Source organism: Myxococcus xanthus, from assembly GCF_013116825.1.
GTDB lineage: Bacteria > Myxococcota > Myxococcia > Myxococcales > Myxococcaceae > Myxococcus > Myxococcus xanthus_B.
Genome location: NZ_JABFNS010000170.1, coordinates 1 through 16,355, shown reverse-complemented (window position 1 = coordinate 16,355; position 16,355 = coordinate 1). Strand labels below are relative to the sequence as shown.

12 protein-coding genes and 1 pseudogene are annotated in these 16,355 nt (G+C 69.1%); 5 read left to right on the top strand and 8 right to left on the bottom strand.

What is annotated here, in order from left to right:
- Positions 1–3,666 (top strand): ATP-dependent RNA helicase HrpA (hrpA, locus tag HNV26_RS33350; RefSeq protein ID WP_253817292.1); only part of this gene is annotated, 3,666 nt, incomplete at its 5' end.
- A 149-nt stretch (positions 3,667–3,815) separates the two neighbouring features.
- Here the strand turns inward: hrpA and HNV26_RS33345 are convergent.
- The 4 genes from HNV26_RS33345 to hflK all read right to left on the bottom strand — a co-directional run bounded on the left by HNV26_RS33345 (position 3,816) and on the right by hflK (position 7,688).
- Positions 3,816–4,355, bottom strand: coding sequence for a hypothetical protein (locus HNV26_RS33345; protein WP_253817291.1), 540 nt, complete (start codon positions 4,353–4,355; stop codon positions 3,816–3,818).
- 128 nt (positions 4,356–4,483) lie between these two features.
- The gene (locus HNV26_RS33340; RefSeq protein ID WP_171444939.1) at positions 4,484–5,407 is read right to left on the bottom strand and encodes an endonuclease/exonuclease/phosphatase family protein; all 924 of its coding nucleotides are present in this window, start codon (positions 5,405–5,407) and stop codon (positions 4,484–4,486) included.
- A 293-nt stretch (positions 5,408–5,700) separates the two neighbouring features.
- The gene (hflC, locus tag HNV26_RS33335; RefSeq protein ID WP_171444938.1) at positions 5,701–6,642 is read right to left on the bottom strand and encodes a protease modulator HflC; all 942 of its coding nucleotides are present in this window, start codon (positions 6,640–6,642) and stop codon (positions 5,701–5,703) included.
- Positions 6,639–7,688, bottom strand: a complete 1,050-nt coding sequence (hflK, locus tag HNV26_RS33330; protein WP_253817290.1) for an FtsH protease activity modulator HflK — start codon at positions 7,686–7,688, stop codon at positions 6,639–6,641. The genes hflC and hflK overlap by 4 nt, the downstream gene beginning before the upstream one ends.
- Before the next feature lie 182 nt (positions 7,689–7,870).
- Here hflK and HNV26_RS33325 point away from each other — a divergent pair.
- Positions 7,871–8,672, top strand: a pseudogene (locus HNV26_RS33325) (NADP-dependent oxidoreductase).
- A 63-nt stretch (positions 8,673–8,735) separates the two neighbouring features.
- On the opposite strand, the gene HNV26_RS33320 reads toward HNV26_RS33325, so the two are convergent.
- Complete coding sequence (locus HNV26_RS33320) at positions 8,736–9,680, bottom strand: DUF808 domain-containing protein (protein ID WP_171444936.1); 945 nt, start codon at positions 9,678–9,680, stop codon at positions 8,736–8,738.
- Between the two features lie 261 nt (positions 9,681–9,941).
- On the opposite strand from HNV26_RS33320, the gene HNV26_RS33315 reads away from it, so the two are divergent.
- A complete protein-coding gene (locus HNV26_RS33315) occupies positions 9,942–11,162 on the top strand; it encodes a J domain-containing protein (RefSeq protein ID WP_216612967.1) in 1,221 nt (406 codons plus the stop codon).
- 56 nt (positions 11,163–11,218) lie between these two features.
- Here HNV26_RS33315 and HNV26_RS33310 read toward each other — a convergent pair whose 3' ends face one another.
- The gene (locus tag HNV26_RS33310) at positions 11,219–11,800 is read right to left on the bottom strand and encodes a sll1863 family stress response protein (RefSeq protein WP_171444935.1); all 582 of its coding nucleotides are present in this window, start codon (positions 11,798–11,800) and stop codon (positions 11,219–11,221) included.
- A 271-nt stretch (positions 11,801–12,071) separates the two neighbouring features.
- Between HNV26_RS33310 and HNV26_RS33305 the strand changes: the two genes are divergently transcribed.
- Together HNV26_RS33305 and HNV26_RS33300 are read left to right on the top strand one after the other, a co-directional pair.
- The gene (locus HNV26_RS33305) at positions 12,072–12,803 is read left to right on the top strand and encodes a DUF7873 family protein (protein ID WP_171444934.1); all 732 of its coding nucleotides are present in this window, start codon (positions 12,072–12,074) and stop codon (positions 12,801–12,803) included.
- A 475-nt stretch (positions 12,804–13,278) separates the two neighbouring features.
- The gene (locus HNV26_RS33300; protein WP_171444933.1) at positions 13,279–14,937 is read left to right on the top strand and encodes a M14 family metallopeptidase; all 1,659 of its coding nucleotides are present in this window, start codon (positions 13,279–13,281) and stop codon (positions 14,935–14,937) included.
- 42 nt (positions 14,938–14,979) lie between these two features.
- On the opposite strand, the gene HNV26_RS33295 is transcribed toward HNV26_RS33300, so the two are convergent.
- Positions 14,980–15,552 carry a hypothetical protein gene (locus HNV26_RS33295; protein ID WP_216612966.1) on the bottom strand — a complete coding sequence of 191 codons (573 nt, stop codon included), beginning with the start codon at positions 15,550–15,552 and terminating at the stop codon, positions 14,980–14,982.
- Positions 15,553–15,631: 79 nt separating this feature from the next.
- Positions 15,632–16,355, bottom strand: a 724-nt coding sequence (locus tag HNV26_RS33290) for an OmpA family protein (protein ID WP_171444931.1), incomplete at its 5' end; no start/stop codon positions are given.

The window sequence follows — 16,355 nt, the reverse complement described above, 5'->3', positions numbered from 1 at the left end:
CTGCACTTCCCTCCCGAGCTCCCCATCTCGAGCCGGGTGGAGGACATCACCGCGGCCATCACCGCCCATCAGGTGGTCATTGTCGCGGGGGCCACCGGCTCGGGGAAGACGACGCAGCTGCCAAAAATCCTGCTCGCCATGGGGCGCGGCCGCCCGCGCCAGATTGGCGTCACCCAGCCCCGGCGCATCGCCGCGACGAGCGTGGCGGCGCGCGTGGCACGCGAGCTCGGCACGGAGCTGGGCACGGACGTCGGCTACCAGATTCGCTTCGAGGACCGCTCGTCCCGGCAGACGGCCGTGAAGTTCATGACCGACGGGGTCCTGCTCGCGCAGATTCACAGCGACCCGCTCCTGCGCCGCTACGACACGATCGTGCTCGACGAGGCCCACGAGCGCAGCCTCACCATCGACTTCCTGCTCGGGTGGCTCAAGCGTATCCTCCCTAGACGCCCCGACCTCAAGGTCGTGGTGAGCTCGGCCACCATCGAGACCGAGCGCTTCTCGCAGTTCTTCGGGGGGGCGCCGGTCATCCAGGTGGAGGGCCGTACCTTTCCCGTGGACGTGCTCTACGAGCCGCCCCCCGAGGACACCGAGCTCGCAGACTCCGTCGCCGACGCGGTGGCGAACGTGCTCTCGCTCGACCCGGACGGGGACGTCCTCGTGTTCCTCCCCGGGGAGCGGGAGATCCGCGAGGCAGAGAATGCCCTGAACGCGCGCGAGCTCCGCGGCACGGTGGTGCAGCCCCTGTATGCGCGCCTGTCGGCCGCCGAGCAGTCGCGTGTCTTCGCCACCATCCCCCAGCGCCGGGTCATCCTCGCCACCAACGTCGCGGAGACGTCGGTCACCATCCCGGGGATCGTGTACGTCGTGGACACGGGGGTGGCGCGCCTGTCGCGCTACGAACCGCGCTCGGGCACCACGCGCCTGCACATCGAGCCGGTCTCCCAGGCCAGCGCCGACCAGCGAAAAGGGCGCTGCGGCCGCGTGCGCGAGGGCATCTGCGTGCGCCTCTACGACGAGGTGAGCTTCACCACGCGGCCCGCCTTCACCGACCCGGAAATCAAGCGCACCGGGCTCGCGGGGGTCATCCTGCGAATGAAGTCCCTCGGCCTCGGTGACGTCGAGGACTTCCCCTTCCTCGACCCGCCCCAGCCGAGGGCCATCGCCGAGGGCTGGCGGGTGCTCGAGGAGCTCGGGGCCATCGAGGGCAAGGAACGCACCTTGACGCCGCTCGGGCACCAGCTCGCGCGCTTCCCGGTGGACCCGCGCATCGCGCGGATGATTCTCGCCGGCGCCGAGTACGGGTGCCTGGACGAGGTGCTCATCGTCGCCGCGGCGCTCAACCTGCAGGACCCGCGCGAGCGGCCACGCGAGCTCGCGCAGAAGGCAGACGAGTTGCACCGGCGCTTCCGTGACGAGCACTCCGACTTCACGGGGCTCCTCAAGCTGTGGGCGTTCGTGCGCGAGGCCGAGGGCCGGGGGACGTCCCATCTGCGGCGCGTGTGCCGGGACAACTTCCTGTCCTTCCTGCGGGTGCGCGAGTGGCGGGACGTCCAGCGCCAGCTCGAGGAGACCGTCCGCGAGCTGCGCCTGCCGCGCAAGGGCCGGGGCGCCCCGGCGCGCGGGGACGGCCTGCACCAGGCGCTCCTCACCGGGCTCCTGTCCCGCATCGGCCAGTGGAATCCGGAGCAGCGCCACTTTACGGGCGCGAAGCAGACGCGCTTCATGGTTCACCCCTCGTCGGCGCTCGCGAAGAAGCCCCCTGCCTGGGTGATGGCGTTCGAGCTCGTGGAGACGTCCCAGCTGTTCGCGCGCACCTTGGCGAAGCTCGACCCGGAGTGGCTCGCGGCGGCGGCCCCCCACCTGCTCAAGCGCAGCTACTCCGAACCGCACTGGTCGGAGAAGTCCGCGCGCGCCGTGGTGAAGGAGAACGCGACCCTCTTCGGGCTTCCAGTCTTCAAGGATCGCCCCGTCGCCCTGGCCAGCATGGACCCCGCCCGGGCACGGCTGATGTTCCTCGAGCATGCCCTGGTGCGCGGCGAGTACCGCACCCGGGGGGCGTTCCAGGAGAAGAACCGCCAGGTACTCGAACGCGTGGCGCGCCTGCGGGACAAGGCCCGGCGCAGCGAGCTGCTCGACAGCGAGGCGCTGCTGACGTTCTTCGACCAGCGCGTCCCGGCGGACGTGACGGACGGTGCAGGCTTCGAGGTCTGGCGCCGAAAGGCCGAGGCGGCCGACCCCAACGTGCTCGTGCTCTCGATGGAGGACGCCCTCTCGCACGACCCGGACCTGTCGCCGGCGCACTATCCGGATGCCATCCAGTTGCACGGCGCGTCCGTGCCGGTGACGTACACCTTCGCCCCCTCGGCCGAGGACGACGGCATCACCCTGAGCGTGCCACTGCTGCTGCTCGCCCAACTCGTCCCGGGTGAGCTCGACTGGACCATCCCCGGGTGGCAGCGGGAGAAACTCACCGCCCTGCTCGAGCAGATTCCCCGCGCCCAGCGCAAGCAGTTGGGGCCGTTGCCGGCCCTGCTCGACCGACTCGAAAAGGAACTGGTGCCCTTCCGCGGGCAGATGATTCCAGCGCTCGCGCGTGCGGTGTCCCGCCTGTGCGGCGTGGACGTGACGGAGGAATCCCTCCGGGCGGATGCCGTGGTGCCGTACCTGCGCCTCACGCTCCGGGTGCTCGACGAGCGGGGAAAGGAGCTCGCGCGGAGCCGCGACGCCGACGCGCTGCTCAAGCAGCACGGGGGACATGCACGGGCGGCGCTGCGCAGCGCGGCACCGCCTTCGGACTGGGAGCGCAAGGGGCTGACGGCCTGGACCTTTGGCGAGCTGCCCCCCGTGGTCCCCCGGCGGGTCGGCGGGCTCGAGGTCCGCAGCTATCCCGCGCTCGTCGACCGGGGCGCTGCCGTGGACCTGGTGCTGCTCGAGACCTCTGCCGCCGCCGAGGCGGCCACGCGCACGGGGGTCCGCCGGCTCCTGATGCTCGCCGCGCGCGGACACGTGGCCGTCAGCGCCGCGCGCATGCCGCTACCCTTCCCTTCCCTGGACGGCGCCCCGCCCGCGCGGGGCCAGGCCGACGCCTTCCGGACGCTCGTCCTCGCACGCAGCGTCGACGATGCGTTCAAGCTCGCACCGGGCGCGCCGCTGCCCCGCACGAAGGCGGCCTTCGAGGCGCTGGTCCGTGAGGGCTCACCGCGCATCGAGAGTGCGGCCCGGGACTGGGCGAACGCCGTCGTCGTCACCTCCGCGGAGCTCGCCGCGACGCTCGCGGCACTCAAGGCGGCATCCAAGGGGCCGAGCGGCGCGGCGGCCGTGCGGGACATCCGTTCGCAGCTCGGGCACCTGTTCCCCGCGAACCTCATCGAGTGGATTCCCTTCGTGCGCCTGCTGCACTACCCGCGCTACCTCCGCGCGGCCCAGGCACGGCTGTCGCGTGCGGTGGCGAACCCCAGCAAGGACGCAGGGAAGGCCGCCCCCTTCACGCCCCTGTGGGAGACCTTCCTCGCCAGACGCGCCACCGTGCGTGACCAGGAGGCGGCGCAGGACCTGCGGTGGGCCTTCGAGGAGCTCCGCGTGGCCATCTTCGCTCCAGAGGTGACGACGCCCGTGTCGGTGACGGTGGCGAAGGTCGGCGCGGCCCTCGCGGCGCTGCGCTAGGAGCGGGAGCCTGTGCGTCCACGACGAGCGCATCGGCGTCCTCAAGGTGCTACTGCCCGACTGCCCACCGCCGGTCGTCACCAACATGCAGTGAGTTGAATCGCGTTCCACCAGGGCCTCTCCGGGAGGCCCTGGTGGTGTGTGCACCGTCATCGCCGGTCGGCACGGCTCCAACGGAACGTCAGCCCGGCATGGCCGGTGGGCGGGCGGCTCCCACCCCTCAGGCCCAGGGGAAACTCGAGGCCCCCCTCTGCTCGCACTTCGAAGGAGGGGCTCAAGCGAAACCCGATCCCCAGGGAGCCCCCCGGTGAGAGCAGCAGGTTCGCTCCATTGAACCGCCCTTGAAAGGCGGTGAGCGGTCCCGCGAAGGCGCCTGTCAGCGAGGCGCCACCGGTCAGAGTCCACGCGCGGCTCAGCCGATAGTCGAGCAGCGTCTGCGCGCCGAGCCGGAGATTGACGGGCTCCGTGAAGTTGTTGGTGACGGGCACGTACCAGACTCCCGCGCTCGGAGCGACCGACCACGTCCACCGGGGCTCCTCGATGAGCCGGTGCCGAGTTCCAAGCTCCAGGCCCAGCAACGTGAGGCGGCCACCCCAATCCCAGTTGTCGCCAGCGCCCTTGCGGAAGCTGAGCTCGGGGCTGGGGAGGTACGCCTGTTCCCGCCCACGCTCGAAAGCCAGCGCGTTCAATGAAACGCCGACCTCTGTCGTCCCAACGGGGGTCGTCGCGGCGCCGATGTTCCGCGCACCGCTCAGACAGCCAGGAGCGAGAGCGAGCGTCCCACCCACCCAGAGCGCCCGTATGCCGAAGCCTCGCATCATGGGGGCCATGCGAACCGCACCCAGACGGGATGGTGGTCGCTCCCCGCGGGGCGCCGGTCCACGCCGCGCTCCAGCGGAGCGAGCCCCTGGGCGAAGACGAAGTCGAGCGGGAGGCCACCAATCACGGAGTCCACCGTGTCGCCAACGCCTTCCGAGGCCCATTGGAAGTCCCGTCCGGAGAACAGCTTCACCATCTGCCTCAGGCTTCCCGGGTCCGAGGTATTGAAGTCACCGGCGATGACCTGCACGGGTCCCGTCCCCTCCATCGCGTCGATGATGGCCTCCGCCTGGTCCAGCCGCCCGCCGAGCCCGACGATGGGCGTGGCGTTGTGCACGGAGGCCGTTTGAACCAGGGTCCCACCGATGTCCAACGTCGCGAGGACCGCGATGCGGCGGCGCTGATGGTACGGGTCGTCATGAGGGAGGTGGACTTTCCGGTCCGCGACGATGGGCCACCGGCTCAACAGCGCGTTCCCGAAGTCGTCGTCGTCCACCTGCACGGAGGCAGGGTAGTAGACGTAGGCCAACCCCAGCTCACTCGCGATGCGGTCGACGGACGCTGCGTCCATCTCCTGCATCGCGATGACATCCGCCCCCGCGAGCGGAGGCCTCGAGAGCGCGGTGATGGCCTCGGTGACCTTTTCGGCGAAGGACAGGTTGAACGTCACCACGGTGATGGAAGCGGGCGCCTCGGAGGCGACGGTACCCGGCTCCCGGTGGTCACCGCTGTATCGGGGGCCGGCCTCATCGGTGTAGTTCTCCGCGAGCGGGCATCCCGTCAGGAACGTGAGCAGGAGAAGCGCCCACGGCGGCGCGATGCGCAGCCGTTGGAGGTAGCCAGGCGGCCTGACGCCTTCTCTGGCGCCAGGCGCCTCCGCCGCGGCGTCGCGTGCGTCGTTGCATTTCAAGGACCCGTGCATCGCGCCACTGAACGAAGCGGCGCCCCAGAGATTCCTTCCACCGCGGCGCCGACACCGCAGCGCTTCCTCCAACGGGCGCAGAGCAACAGAGGGAGTGAACGCCTTGATGGAGCAACCGCCTCATGGCCCAAACCAACCAGGCAACCAGATGCGGTGCTTGCACCGATTCACTCAGTCACCTGCGGAGTGAGCCCAGCCCGCCACCTCGCTCGCGGCGGCACGCATCACCGCAAGTACGGCACGGAAGCGGGGCATCAGCGGCCAGGATGCCGTTGACGCCCCGCCCTCCCCGCCTACTTCTTGGAGCTGCTGCGCAGGTACCGGTAGAACTCGGACTCGCCCCCCAGGAACAGCGACGTGGAGCTGTCCACGACGTCCGGGTAGGCCTCCAGCGTCCGCATGAACTGGTAGAACTCCGGGTCCCGGCCGAAGGCCTCCGCGTAGATCTTCGTCGCCTCGGCGTCCGCCGCGCCGGTGACATCCTGGGCCTTGCGGTAGGCCGCCGAGCGGATCTCCTTCAAGTCACGCTCGCGCTGGCCACGGACCTCCGCCGCGCGGCCCATGCCCTCCGAGCGGGAGCGCTCGGCGATGCGCTTGCGCTCGGAGATCATCCGCTCGAACACCTTCACCTGGACCTCGTCCACGTAGTTGATGCGGCGGATCTGCACGTCGACCAGCTCCACCCCGAACTCCTTGACGATCTCCGCGGCCCGCAGCCGGATCTGACGAGTGAGCTTGTCCCGGCCCTGGGCGACCTGCTCCAGCGACTCCGCCCGCTCCGTCTCGGCGGTGTACTCGTCATCCTCGAAGGGACGGTTGGTGGAGCGGACCGCCTCAATCAGCGCGAACGACGCGATGGTGTTGCGCGTCTCACCGTCGATGATGTCGTCGAGCCGGGACTGCGCGTTGCGCTCGTCCCGCAGGCGCTGGAAGAAGCGCAGCGGGTCCACGATGCGCCAGCGACCAAAGGTGTCCACCCAGATGTACTTCTTGTCCTTGGTGGGAATCTGGTTCGGGTCCCCGCGCCAGTCCAGCCACCGCTTGTCGAAGCGGTTCACCGTGTCGACAAAGGGCATCTTGAAGTGGAGCCCCGGGTCCACGACGGACGCGCCCTTCGGCTCGCCGAACCGGGTGATGACGGCCTGCTCGTGCTCGCTCAGGGTGTAGGTCGCGGAGAAGCCCACCACCACGGCCAGGATGGCCAATACGCCAAGGGGAATGACAAGGCGGCTCATCGGCGGCCCTCCGTCTGGCTCGCGCTCCCGGACACCGCGGGGTCGGTCGCCTGCATGTTCAACAGCGGCGTGAGCCCCTTGACGGACTCATCCAAGACGACCTTCTGCCCGGCGCTCCGGAGCACCTGGCTCACGGTCTCCAGGTACATGCGGCGGCGGGTGACGTCCGGCGCCTTGCGGTACTCCTCATAGACGCGTGCGAAGCGGTCCGCCTCACCCTTGGCGCGGTTCACACGTTCAATGGCATAGCCCTCTGCGCTGCGCAGCGCCTCCTCGGCTTCGCCCTTCGCGCGGGGGATGACGCGGTTCAGCTCGGCATAGGCCTCGTTGATGACGCGCTCCTTCTCCTGGATGGCCTGGTTCACCTCGTTGAAGGACGGCTTCACCGGGTCGGGCGGGTTCACGTCCTGGAGGACCACCTGCTGGATGTCCACGCCCGTCTCGTAGCGGTCCGCCAGGTCCTGAAGCAGCAGCTTGGCCTGGGTGGCCACCGCCTGGCGGCCCGTGGTGAGGACCTCATTCACCGAGTGGTCTCCCACGACGGCCCGCATCGAGGCCTCGGAGATGTCCCGGAGCATGCTCTCCACGTTCTTCACCTTGAAGAGGTACTGGTACGGGTCCTTGATCTTGTACTGGACGATCCACTCCACCACCGCGACGTTGAGGTCACCGGTGAGCATGAGCGATTCGCGCTTCGTGTCCGATGACTCCGCCGCATAGGCAGAGCCCGCGCGCGAGCGGGAGGCATCCGTTCGGAAACCGAACTCCGCCTTGAGCTGTCGCTGCACCGGGACCTTCACGATGCGGTCCACCCAGAAGGGCACCCGGAAATGCGGGCCCGGCTCCACCGTTCCCACGAAGCGCCCCAGCCGGAGGATGACGCCCACTTCGTCCGGCTCCACCTGGGCGTAGCTGGTCATCAGCCCCACCAGCAGGAACAGGCCAAACACCGCGAACAGGATGCGGCGCCCTATTCCAGGCCCCAGTTGCCGCCGAAGTTCACGTAGGACGTCTGACGGGTCCCGCCCTCGTGGGTCGGAATTCATGACGCGAGGATTCCATGACATCCATCCGTCTTCCCCCGTACAGGCTGCTCATGCAAGGGGCGCCACGAGAATTCCAACCAGCCGGGCGCGATGCGCAGCGCTCACGCGCCCGACCGGTATGGGCACATCACTCCGCTCACTTCGATTGACGCTCCACGGCACGGTCATTAGGGAAGCCGCACTTGCCAGGGAGGAATCCGTTGAGGGATCTGCTCAACCGACGAATCGTGCTCGCATCCCGACCCGAAGGCCGGCCCACACGGGAGAACTTCCGCATCGAGGACGTCTCCGTACCGGAGCCTGGCGAAGGTGAGCTCCTGCTGAAGGTCCAGTACCTGTCGCTGGACCCGTACATGCGAGGCCGGATGAGCACCGCGAAGTCGTACGCCCGCCCACTGGACCTGGGCGAGGTCATCGTCGGCGGCACCGTCGCCCGCGTCGTCCGCTCCCGGCACCCGGGCTACTCGGAAGGCGACCTCGTCCTCTCCTACTCGGGCTGGCAGACCTATTCGCTGTCCAAGGGTGAAGGCCTGCGCAAGCTCGACCCGGCCGCCGCCCCTGTCTCCACCGCGCTAGGCGTGCTCGGCATGCCGGGATTCACCGCCTACTCGAGCCTCTTCACGCTTGGACGGCCTCAGCCCGGTGAGACGGTGGTCGTCGCCGCGGCCAGCGGTCCTGTCGGCGTGACGGTGGGGCAGCTGGCCAGAATCAAGGGCGCGCGCGCGGTGGGCATCGCGCCAGCTGCCCCTCGTCATGCGCGACGTGCTCTCCATGAGCCTGACGCTGCGAGGCTTCATCCAGACGGAGTTCGTCAGCCAGCTTCCGGATTTCTACCAGGAGATGGGCGCGTGGGTGCGCGAGGGGCGCGTGCGCTACCGCGAGGACATCGTCAACGGGCTCGACAATGCGCCCGAGGCCTTCGTCGGGCTGCTGGAAGGCCGCAACTTCGGCAAGCTCGTGGTGAAGGTGGACGAGACGGCATGATGGCCGACGCGTGAAGCGCCGCCTGCGTGCCCGGAACACCCGGGCACGCAGGGGCCACCTGGCTCAGCTCGGCTTGGCCCGCGCCGACTGGAAGGCCCGCGTGGCGCCCATCACCAGCAGCACGATGAAGCCACCCGCGATGACGCCGACCACCGCGTCCATCAGCGACGGCAGGAGCGCGCCCAGCAGTCCGCCAACGCCTGGCACCGCCGCAGCCGCCGCGCCCGCGTGCGCGATGAAGTGATGCAGGGGCGCGATGCCGTGCGTGAGGATGCCGCCGCCCACCATGAACATGGCGGCCGTGCCCACGATGCCGAGCCCCTTCATCAGGTACGGCGCGGTGGCCAGGATGCCCCGGCCGAGGCTCTGCTTGACCCCGCCCTCCGCCTTCATCAGGTAGAGGCCCGCGTCGTCGAGCTTCACGATGCCCGCGACCAGGCCGTACACGCCCACCGTCATGAGGAGGGCGATGCCCGTCAGCACGGCGACCTGCATCCCGAAGGACGCGGCCGTGAGCGTTCCGAGCGAGATGACGACGATTTCGGCGGACAAGATGAAGTCGGTGCGGATGGCGCCCTTGATCTTGTCCTTCTCCATGGCGACCAGGTCCACCGACGGGTCCGCCACCGCATTGATGTGCTCCTGCTTCTGCGCCGCCTGCGCCTCCTTGCCGTGCAGGAACTTCTGGGCCACCTTCTCGAAGCCCTCGAAGCACAGGAAGGCGCCGCCCAGCATCAGCAGCGGGGTGATGGCCCAGGGCGCCAGCGCGCTGATGGCCAGCGCCGCGGGTACCAGAATCGCCTTGTTGACCATCGAGCCCTTGGCGACGGCCCAGACGACGGGCAGTTCGCGGTCGGCGCTGACGCCGGAGACCTGCTGGGCATTGAGGGCGAGGTCATCCCCAAGCACGCCAGCGGTCTTTCGGGTCGCGACCTTCGTCATCGCCGCGATGTCGTCCAGCAGGCTGGCAATGTCATCAATCAGGGTGAGGAGGCTGCTTCCGGCCACGTGGTTCGTCCTGGTGTAGAGGGCATGGGCGCGTCACGAAGACGTCCCGAACCCTGGATATAGCCTGGATTAAGCCCGTCCACGCGGCTTCGAAAGCCACTACCCCGGCTTTTCCCCACCCCGCCGCCATCCTCTTTTCGCTGGGTTCACCGAACAGGCCAGTCAGCAAGCGCGCTGGACCTGGCCGGCTGGATGGGGCATGCGTGAGGCCCACCCGCAACCCGAGCCCCACCCGGCCCGGCCATCCCGCGAGAGAAGTCCATGCGAGCCTGCCCGTGCTGCAGGGAGGTGCTGACCGCCGGCATCCTGGGCCTGGGCGTCCGCCGCCTCGCGGGAAGCTGCGAGGTTTGCGGCGACACAGTCTGCCAGGTGTGCCTGAGCACGCAGGTCCTGGAGGCCGGTGACTTCCGGCAACGCCCGGTGGCGCCCGGCCACGAGAACCGGAAGGCCCGGGGCCGCATCTGCCGCGCCTGCTGGTGGGAGCACCTGACGGAGCGAGGCATCAAGCCTCCGTTCCCCGCCCCGCCTGGACAACGCGAGCGAGCCGCCCACGCGGCGAGGTCATCCTGCCAGCACCCGGACGTCACGCAGGCCATGGGCTTCTGCCCCGGCTGCGGCGACGAAGTCGAATGGAAGGCCGAGCACGGCAACCCCGTCTGCGTGGCGTGCGAGGCACCCTCGCACCCGCTCTTCAATCACTGCTGGGCATGTGGCGAGTCCTTCGACGAGGCCAACGCGCCCGAACCCGTGGCCCAGGGCTACCGGCTCGAGTTCGACTGCGACGCGGATGACTGCACCGGGAAGCTGGCGTGGCTGATGCCCTACTGCCCGTGGTGCGGAGAAACGAAGCACTGGGAGCCCGCGAGCGGTGGCGACCTGGAGTGCACCGAGTGCGAGCACCGCCTGGACCGCGCGTGGGCCCACTGCGTGCGGTGTGGCGAAGAGGCGCCCCTGCCCGACGACTGTCTCCGGTGCGGCCAGGACCTGGACGATGCCCCCTCCGCCGCGCGCTGTGAGTCGTGCCGCAACATCGTGTGTGGGGATTGCTTCGACACACGCGTGGTTCCCTCCGGCTCCGGCGAGCCCCTGGAGCGGCTCCTGTGCACCACCTGCGGCGTGGGCTTCGACCGGCCCGCGCCTCCCGCCGAGCCCCCCGAGGAGGAGGAAGAAGCGGAGGCCGAAGACACCGCCGAGGAAGCCGACGACGCGGACGACACGTCAGACGCCGAGCCTGAGCCTGAACCGGAGCCTCGCACCGAAGCGCCTCGCGCGCCTGAACCGGAGCCGGTGGCGTCTGCCTGGGAGGTGCTGGGAATCACGCCCGGCACTCCGCTCGCGGATGCACGGCGGGCCTACTTGTCACTGGTGGCCCAGTACCATCCGGACAAGGTCGCGCAGCTCGGCCCCAAGCTGCAGGCCCTGGCGCAGGAAGAAACGCGCAGGCTCATCGAAGCTTGGGAGTACGTTCGCAGGAAGACCTGACGCAATCCCGGAGCGAGGCCGGACCTCACCCGGTCCGGACCTCGCACCGTCCAGGTTCAGGCGTGAGAGGACGGCTGCGTGTCCGCGCCCCCCCGAATCTCGTCGGAGCGTTCCCGCAGCTCTCGCCACGAGTCCTCGAAGTCCTTCTTCAGCTTCGACCAGTTCTCACCATGGCTGCTCATCAATCGGCGCAGCGCGGACTCCGTGTCCTGGAGTGCGCGCCGGATGAACTGGAGCTCCTGCCGCGTGAGCCGTGAGTCCTCGGCCCGGGACTGCGCGGCGGACGCCTCCCAACCATCCACCTGCGCGCCAAGCGCTCGAAGCTCCGCCTCACGCTTGCGCTCGTAGCCGGCACGGACGAGCGCCATCTTGGCTTCCATCTCGATGACGGCCTGGTTGGTGTCGTCGTAGGACTTCCGGAGTTCGGCCTTGCCCTGGTCGAAGTTCTGCGTCTGCCGCTTGCTCAGCTCCTCCAGCTTGATGCGGAACTGGTCGAAGACGCGGCGAATGCCAGACATGTCCTTGAGCTCGTCGCTCGCCTGGCGGACGTCTGCCTGCGCCTCCGTTTCGGCAATCCGGGCGTCGAGCCTCCGCTTCTCCGCGTCCATCTGCTTCACATATGCCTCTTGCTCCGTCATGACGCGTGTCTCCTTCCGCGCGACCTTCCGGGCGCGGCACTGTGCTGACGTCATGCATGAGGGCTCCTCCCCATGGACGCACACACTGCGACGGACGAGGCCCGGGCGTCCGGCTCACCGGGCCAGTTGCGGACGGAGCGTACTCCCGGCGGCTCGTTGCCCCCCTCTTGAACGCCCCGACAGGCCTGAATCCCACATTGCGTGTCAGGGCGAGACGCCATGCTGCGTCGAGGGCGACAAACAACTCTTCAGAAAAATCGGAAGTACCGTCATGCCGAAGCTGAACCAGATCATCGCCGTCGAGAAGGGCGTCAAGAACCGCTCCCAGCAAGAGCTGACCCAGGCCCATCACGACCTCCAGAAGCCGCAGTTGCTCAGCGGCATCTCCCGCACGTATCAGCCCCGCGACGAGGAGGGTGAGCGCTTCCCCCCCGAATCCACCCGCGTGCAGGTACGAACGCAAGACGTCCTCAAGAAGACGCAAGAGATTCTCACCCGGCTCTTCGACGTCACCGCCACCAAGGACCTCACCAACTGTCACGCGAAGGCGGACGTGCGCGTGGATGGCAGGGTCCTGCTCAAGGGTGTTCCCGCCACGTATCTGCTCTTCCTGGAGAAGCAGCTGGTGGACCTTCACACCTTCGTGAAGAAGCTGCCCACGCTGGACCCGTCGGAGTCGTGGGTTCCCGACCCGGCGCAGGGCCTGTGGGCCACCGAGCCCGTGCAGACGGCGAAGACGAAGAAGGTTCCCCGCAACCACGTGAAGTCCGAGGCCACCGAGAAGCACCCGGCCCAGGTGGAGGTCTATTACGAGGACATCGTCGTCGGTTACTGGAAGACGGTGAAGTTCTCGGGGGCGCTCCCCGCCACGCGCATGAATGACCTGCTGGAGCGCGTGGAGAAGTTGCAGCAGGCCGTCAAGTTCGCCCGCGAAGAGGCGAACGCCGTCGAGGTGGAGGAGATGAAGGCCGGCGAAGCCCTCCTCGGCTACCTGTTCAGCTAGGCTCACGGCCGCAGACCTTTTGGAGTCCAGACTCAAACTCAGCAGCAGCCTCACGCCGAGCGTTCTCCGGCCGTCCCCCAGTGCAGGTTCGAGCCCTGCCCCCGCCATTCAGCACCACCTGCGGCGGGGTAGCCCAATCACGGTAGAGGCAGGCGGCATCACGAGCGCGCGAAGCACCCCAAACTCAAATTCTCACTCCAGACTCAGCATTCGCTGTCGCAGGCCCGATCAACCGTTCCCGCCCCCTCCCTCGTGATGCTGGTGCAATTCCAGCCCGCCGCTCCATTTCCCCTTACGCGGCGGTCGTTCAATCGCAGGACCCGAGGTCTCAACCGCAGGCGGGAACTTAAACGTGCGGGTCTCATCCATGGCAGCACCCCGAGCCCGGGCAGGAGGACACCCTGCTCGGGCTCACTCTTTTCCAGCGGCGCGGCGGGACTTGACGTGCCTGGGCGGTAGCGCTCGGATGCGCCCCATGGACCGCCTGCTGACCCGCGCTGAAGCGTCGAACTACACGCAAACGTCACTTCACTCCGACGTGCTGGCCTTCGTGGACGAGCTCTGCCGCCGCACGAAGCTCGCCCGCAGGGTGGACTTCGGCCAGAGCGGCGAAGGCCAGCCCCTGGTGGCGCTGGTGGTGAGCGACCGCGGCTGCTTCACGCCCGAGCAGGCGCGCAAGCAGAAGAAGGTCGTGGTGATGGTGGAGGCCAACATCCACGCGGGCGAAGTCGAAGGCAAGGAGGCCGTGCTCGCGCTCGCGCGGGACCTCACGCTCACCCGGCTCGGGCAGACGCTGCTCGACAAGGTGTGCCTGGTGCTGGTGCCCAACTTCAACCCCGACGGCAACGACCGCATCAGCCCGAACAACCGCAAGCTCAACCTCAAGGAGCTCGAGGGACAGGTGAACCCCGAAGGCGGCGTGGGCACCCGCTACACGGGCGAAGGCTGGAACCTCAACCGCGACAGCACGAAGCAGGAGGCCCCGGAGACGCGCGCCATGGCCGCGCTGCACCAGACCTGGTGGCCCCATGTCTTCATCGACTGCCACACCACGGACGGCAGCATCCACGCCTTCGACCTGACGTTCGACACGTCCCATTCGAACGAGCCGCTCTTCTCCAAGCTGCGCGCCTACAACCGGGGCATGTTGGAGCGCGTCGCCAAGGCCGTGCAGGGCCGCCATGGGTTCGACAGCTTCTGGTACGGCAACTACAAGGACGAAGGCGACCCGCGCTCGGGCTGGCACACGTACCCGGCGCTCCCGCGCTTTGGCAGCCACTACCGGGGCCTGCTCGGCCGGCTGGACGTGCTGCTGGAGACGTACAGCTACATCGACTTCCCCCGCCGCTGCGCGGTGATGCGCGCGTGGCTGCTGGAGCTCTTCCGCGACGCGGCCCGGAACGCCGCCGCCTACCGCGCCATCACCGACGAGACGCAGGCGGACATCATCGCGCGGGGCAAGTCTCCCGACGTGGAGGCGCTCGTCGGCATCAACTACGGCGTGGCCACGCGCGACGCCAAGGGCGCCCTGGCCTTCGAGTATCCCGCCTACGCACGGCCCGGGGACACGGCGAACGTCCTCGCGTTCGACGAGGCGAGCATCGCCGCGCGGCGCTACCCCGGAAAGCGCAAGCGCACCTACACGATGCCGCACCACCGGACCTTCGTCCCCACCCAGTCCGTGAGCACCCCCGAGGCCTATCTGGCTCCCGCGGAGCTCGCGTCACGGCTGGAGGGCCATGGCATCCAGTTCGAGCGGCTGCCGAAGTCCCGGCCGTTCACGGTGGACAGCTACCGCGTGGCCCGGCGAGAAGAGACGTTCAGCCCCGACGTGGCGGCGAATGTGCCGCCGCCCGGCGAGGCCGAGGTGCCGCTCAGCCAGAAGCCCAAGCCGGTGCGCTTCGAGACGGTCCTCACGGTGGCCCCGGAGCGCACCACACGCGAGTTCCCCGCGGGGACGCTCTACGTGCCCACGGCCCAGCGCGCCGGCACGCTCGCCGTGTACCTGCTGGAGCCCCACTCCGATGACGGCTTCTGCCGCTGGCAATTCCTCGACGGCGCCATCACCACGGGGGAGCTGTACCCGGTGCACCGCGTGGTGGGCTCCGCCACCGCGCCGAAGAAGGCGGAGTAGCCCCGCCGCCGGACCTGGCGGGCGGGGCCTCGCGGCGGGCGCTCAATGGTGCCGGCCGTGGGGACGCCGGTCGTCACGGACTTCCCGCCGGGTCTGGTTCAGCTCCCGCTCCGCCACCTGGATGAGCTCCTGGATGAGCGTGCGCTTGTAGTGCAAGGCTCCGGGCTGCCGCAGTCCCTCGATTTCGTCGAGTTCACGGGCAATCGCCATCCGTGTCCGCAACTCAGCGCGCTCGGCGCGCACGTCGCTCCGAGCGTCGGCCGCGGAGGCTCGGCCCCACATGACCGCTCGGGGCCCCCCCCACTGGGCCACGCGCGCATCCCGCCGGGCCCGCCGCGACTGCGCCCGGTCCTTGGACAGCTCCCGCTCGCTCTCCGCCAGTTCGGCACGGAGGAGCTTGCGCAGACGGGACTCCACGTTCGCCATCTTCCGTTCGCTCCGGCTGCTCCACGCGGCGTCGAAGTTGGCCAACAGGTTCCGCAGGTCCTCCAGGTCGCGGCGGTCATCGCGCAGCTCGCCCCGCTCCACGCGCGTGGGACGGGGGCCGTATCCCTGGGCCTGCGCACTGCCAGTGAGGAGAAGGGCTGCGACCAGCGCGGATGCGATGCGGTTCATGGGGTGCGTCCTCGTGAGCTCAGGGCCCGCCGTCGTGTTCATGAGGACAGACGCATGCACCGCGGCTCTATTCAGCCCCCTACTGCTTGCGCAGCAGCACGAACTCCACGCGGCGGTTCAGCTCGCGCCCGCGAGGCAGCAGGTTCGGCGCCTTGGGCCGGGTGTCGCCCAGACCCACGGTTTCGATGCGCGACGCGTCCAGTCCCGCGTCGACCAGGGCCTTGGCCACGGCTGCGGCGCGGGCTTCGGACAGCGTCTTGCGGGCGGCCGCCGCGGGGCGTTCGCGGTTGTCGGTGTGGCCTTCAATGCGCAGCCGGAGCTTCTCGTCCCGCACGAACATGTCCATCAGCAGGGCCAGCCCCGCGGTCGTGCCCTTGCGTGGCGCGGCCTGCTTCTCCGCGAAGCGCGGCATGCGCGGCAGCTCCACGACCTCCTTCTTCAGGCGGACCTTCTGGGACTTCGACACCGGAGCCTTCGCCAGGGTGAAGGACACCGTGGGCACCACCTCCCGGGAGAGCGTCACCTTCCGCGTCTGCGCCAAGTAGCCCTGGGACAGGACGTCCAGCCGGTACTCCCCGGGCGGCAACATGACCTCCACCGGCTTGCGCGCCTTGCGGTCCACCATCACCCGCTGCGGTGCCCCGGTGGCGGACTTCACGTACACGGTGGCCGCGGCGGGCCGCTTCCCCGCGAGCACCTTCAGCAGCAGCTTCGCGGGCGCCACCGGCCCTTGCTCTGGCGCCTCCACCGTCTTCACGGGCGCGGCAGCGGGCGGCGTCGGCGAGATGGGGGGCGTCACGGGG

Bases quoted from the DNA above. Each gene is read 5' to 3' on its own strand.
- HNV26_RS33340 (WP_171444939.1), bottom strand. From the start codon at position 5,407: ATGCACGGGTCCTTGAAATGCAACGACGCACGCGACGCCGCGGCGGAG.
- hflC (WP_171444938.1), bottom strand. From the start codon at position 6,642: ATGAGCCGCCTTGTCATTCCCCTTGGCGTATTGGCCATCCTGGCCGTG.
- hflK (WP_253817290.1), bottom strand. From the start codon at position 7,688: ATGAATTCCGACCCACGAGGGCGGGACCCGTCAGACGTCCTACGTGAA.
- HNV26_RS33315 (WP_216612967.1), top strand. From the start codon at position 9,942: ATGCGAGCCTGCCCGTGCTGCAGGGAGGTGCTGACCGCCGGCATCCTG.
- HNV26_RS33310 (WP_171444935.1), bottom strand. From the start codon at position 11,800: ATGACGGAGCAAGAGGCATATGTGAAGCAGATGGACGCGGAGAAGCGG.
- HNV26_RS33305 (WP_171444934.1), top strand. From the start codon at position 12,072: ATGCCGAAGCTGAACCAGATCATCGCCGTCGAGAAGGGCGTCAAGAAC.
- HNV26_RS33300 (WP_171444933.1), top strand. From the start codon at position 13,279: ATGGACCGCCTGCTGACCCGCGCTGAAGCGTCGAACTACACGCAAACG.
- HNV26_RS33295 (WP_216612966.1), bottom strand. From the start codon at position 15,552: ATGAACCGCATCGCATCCGCGCTGGTCGCAGCCCTTCTCCTCACTGGC.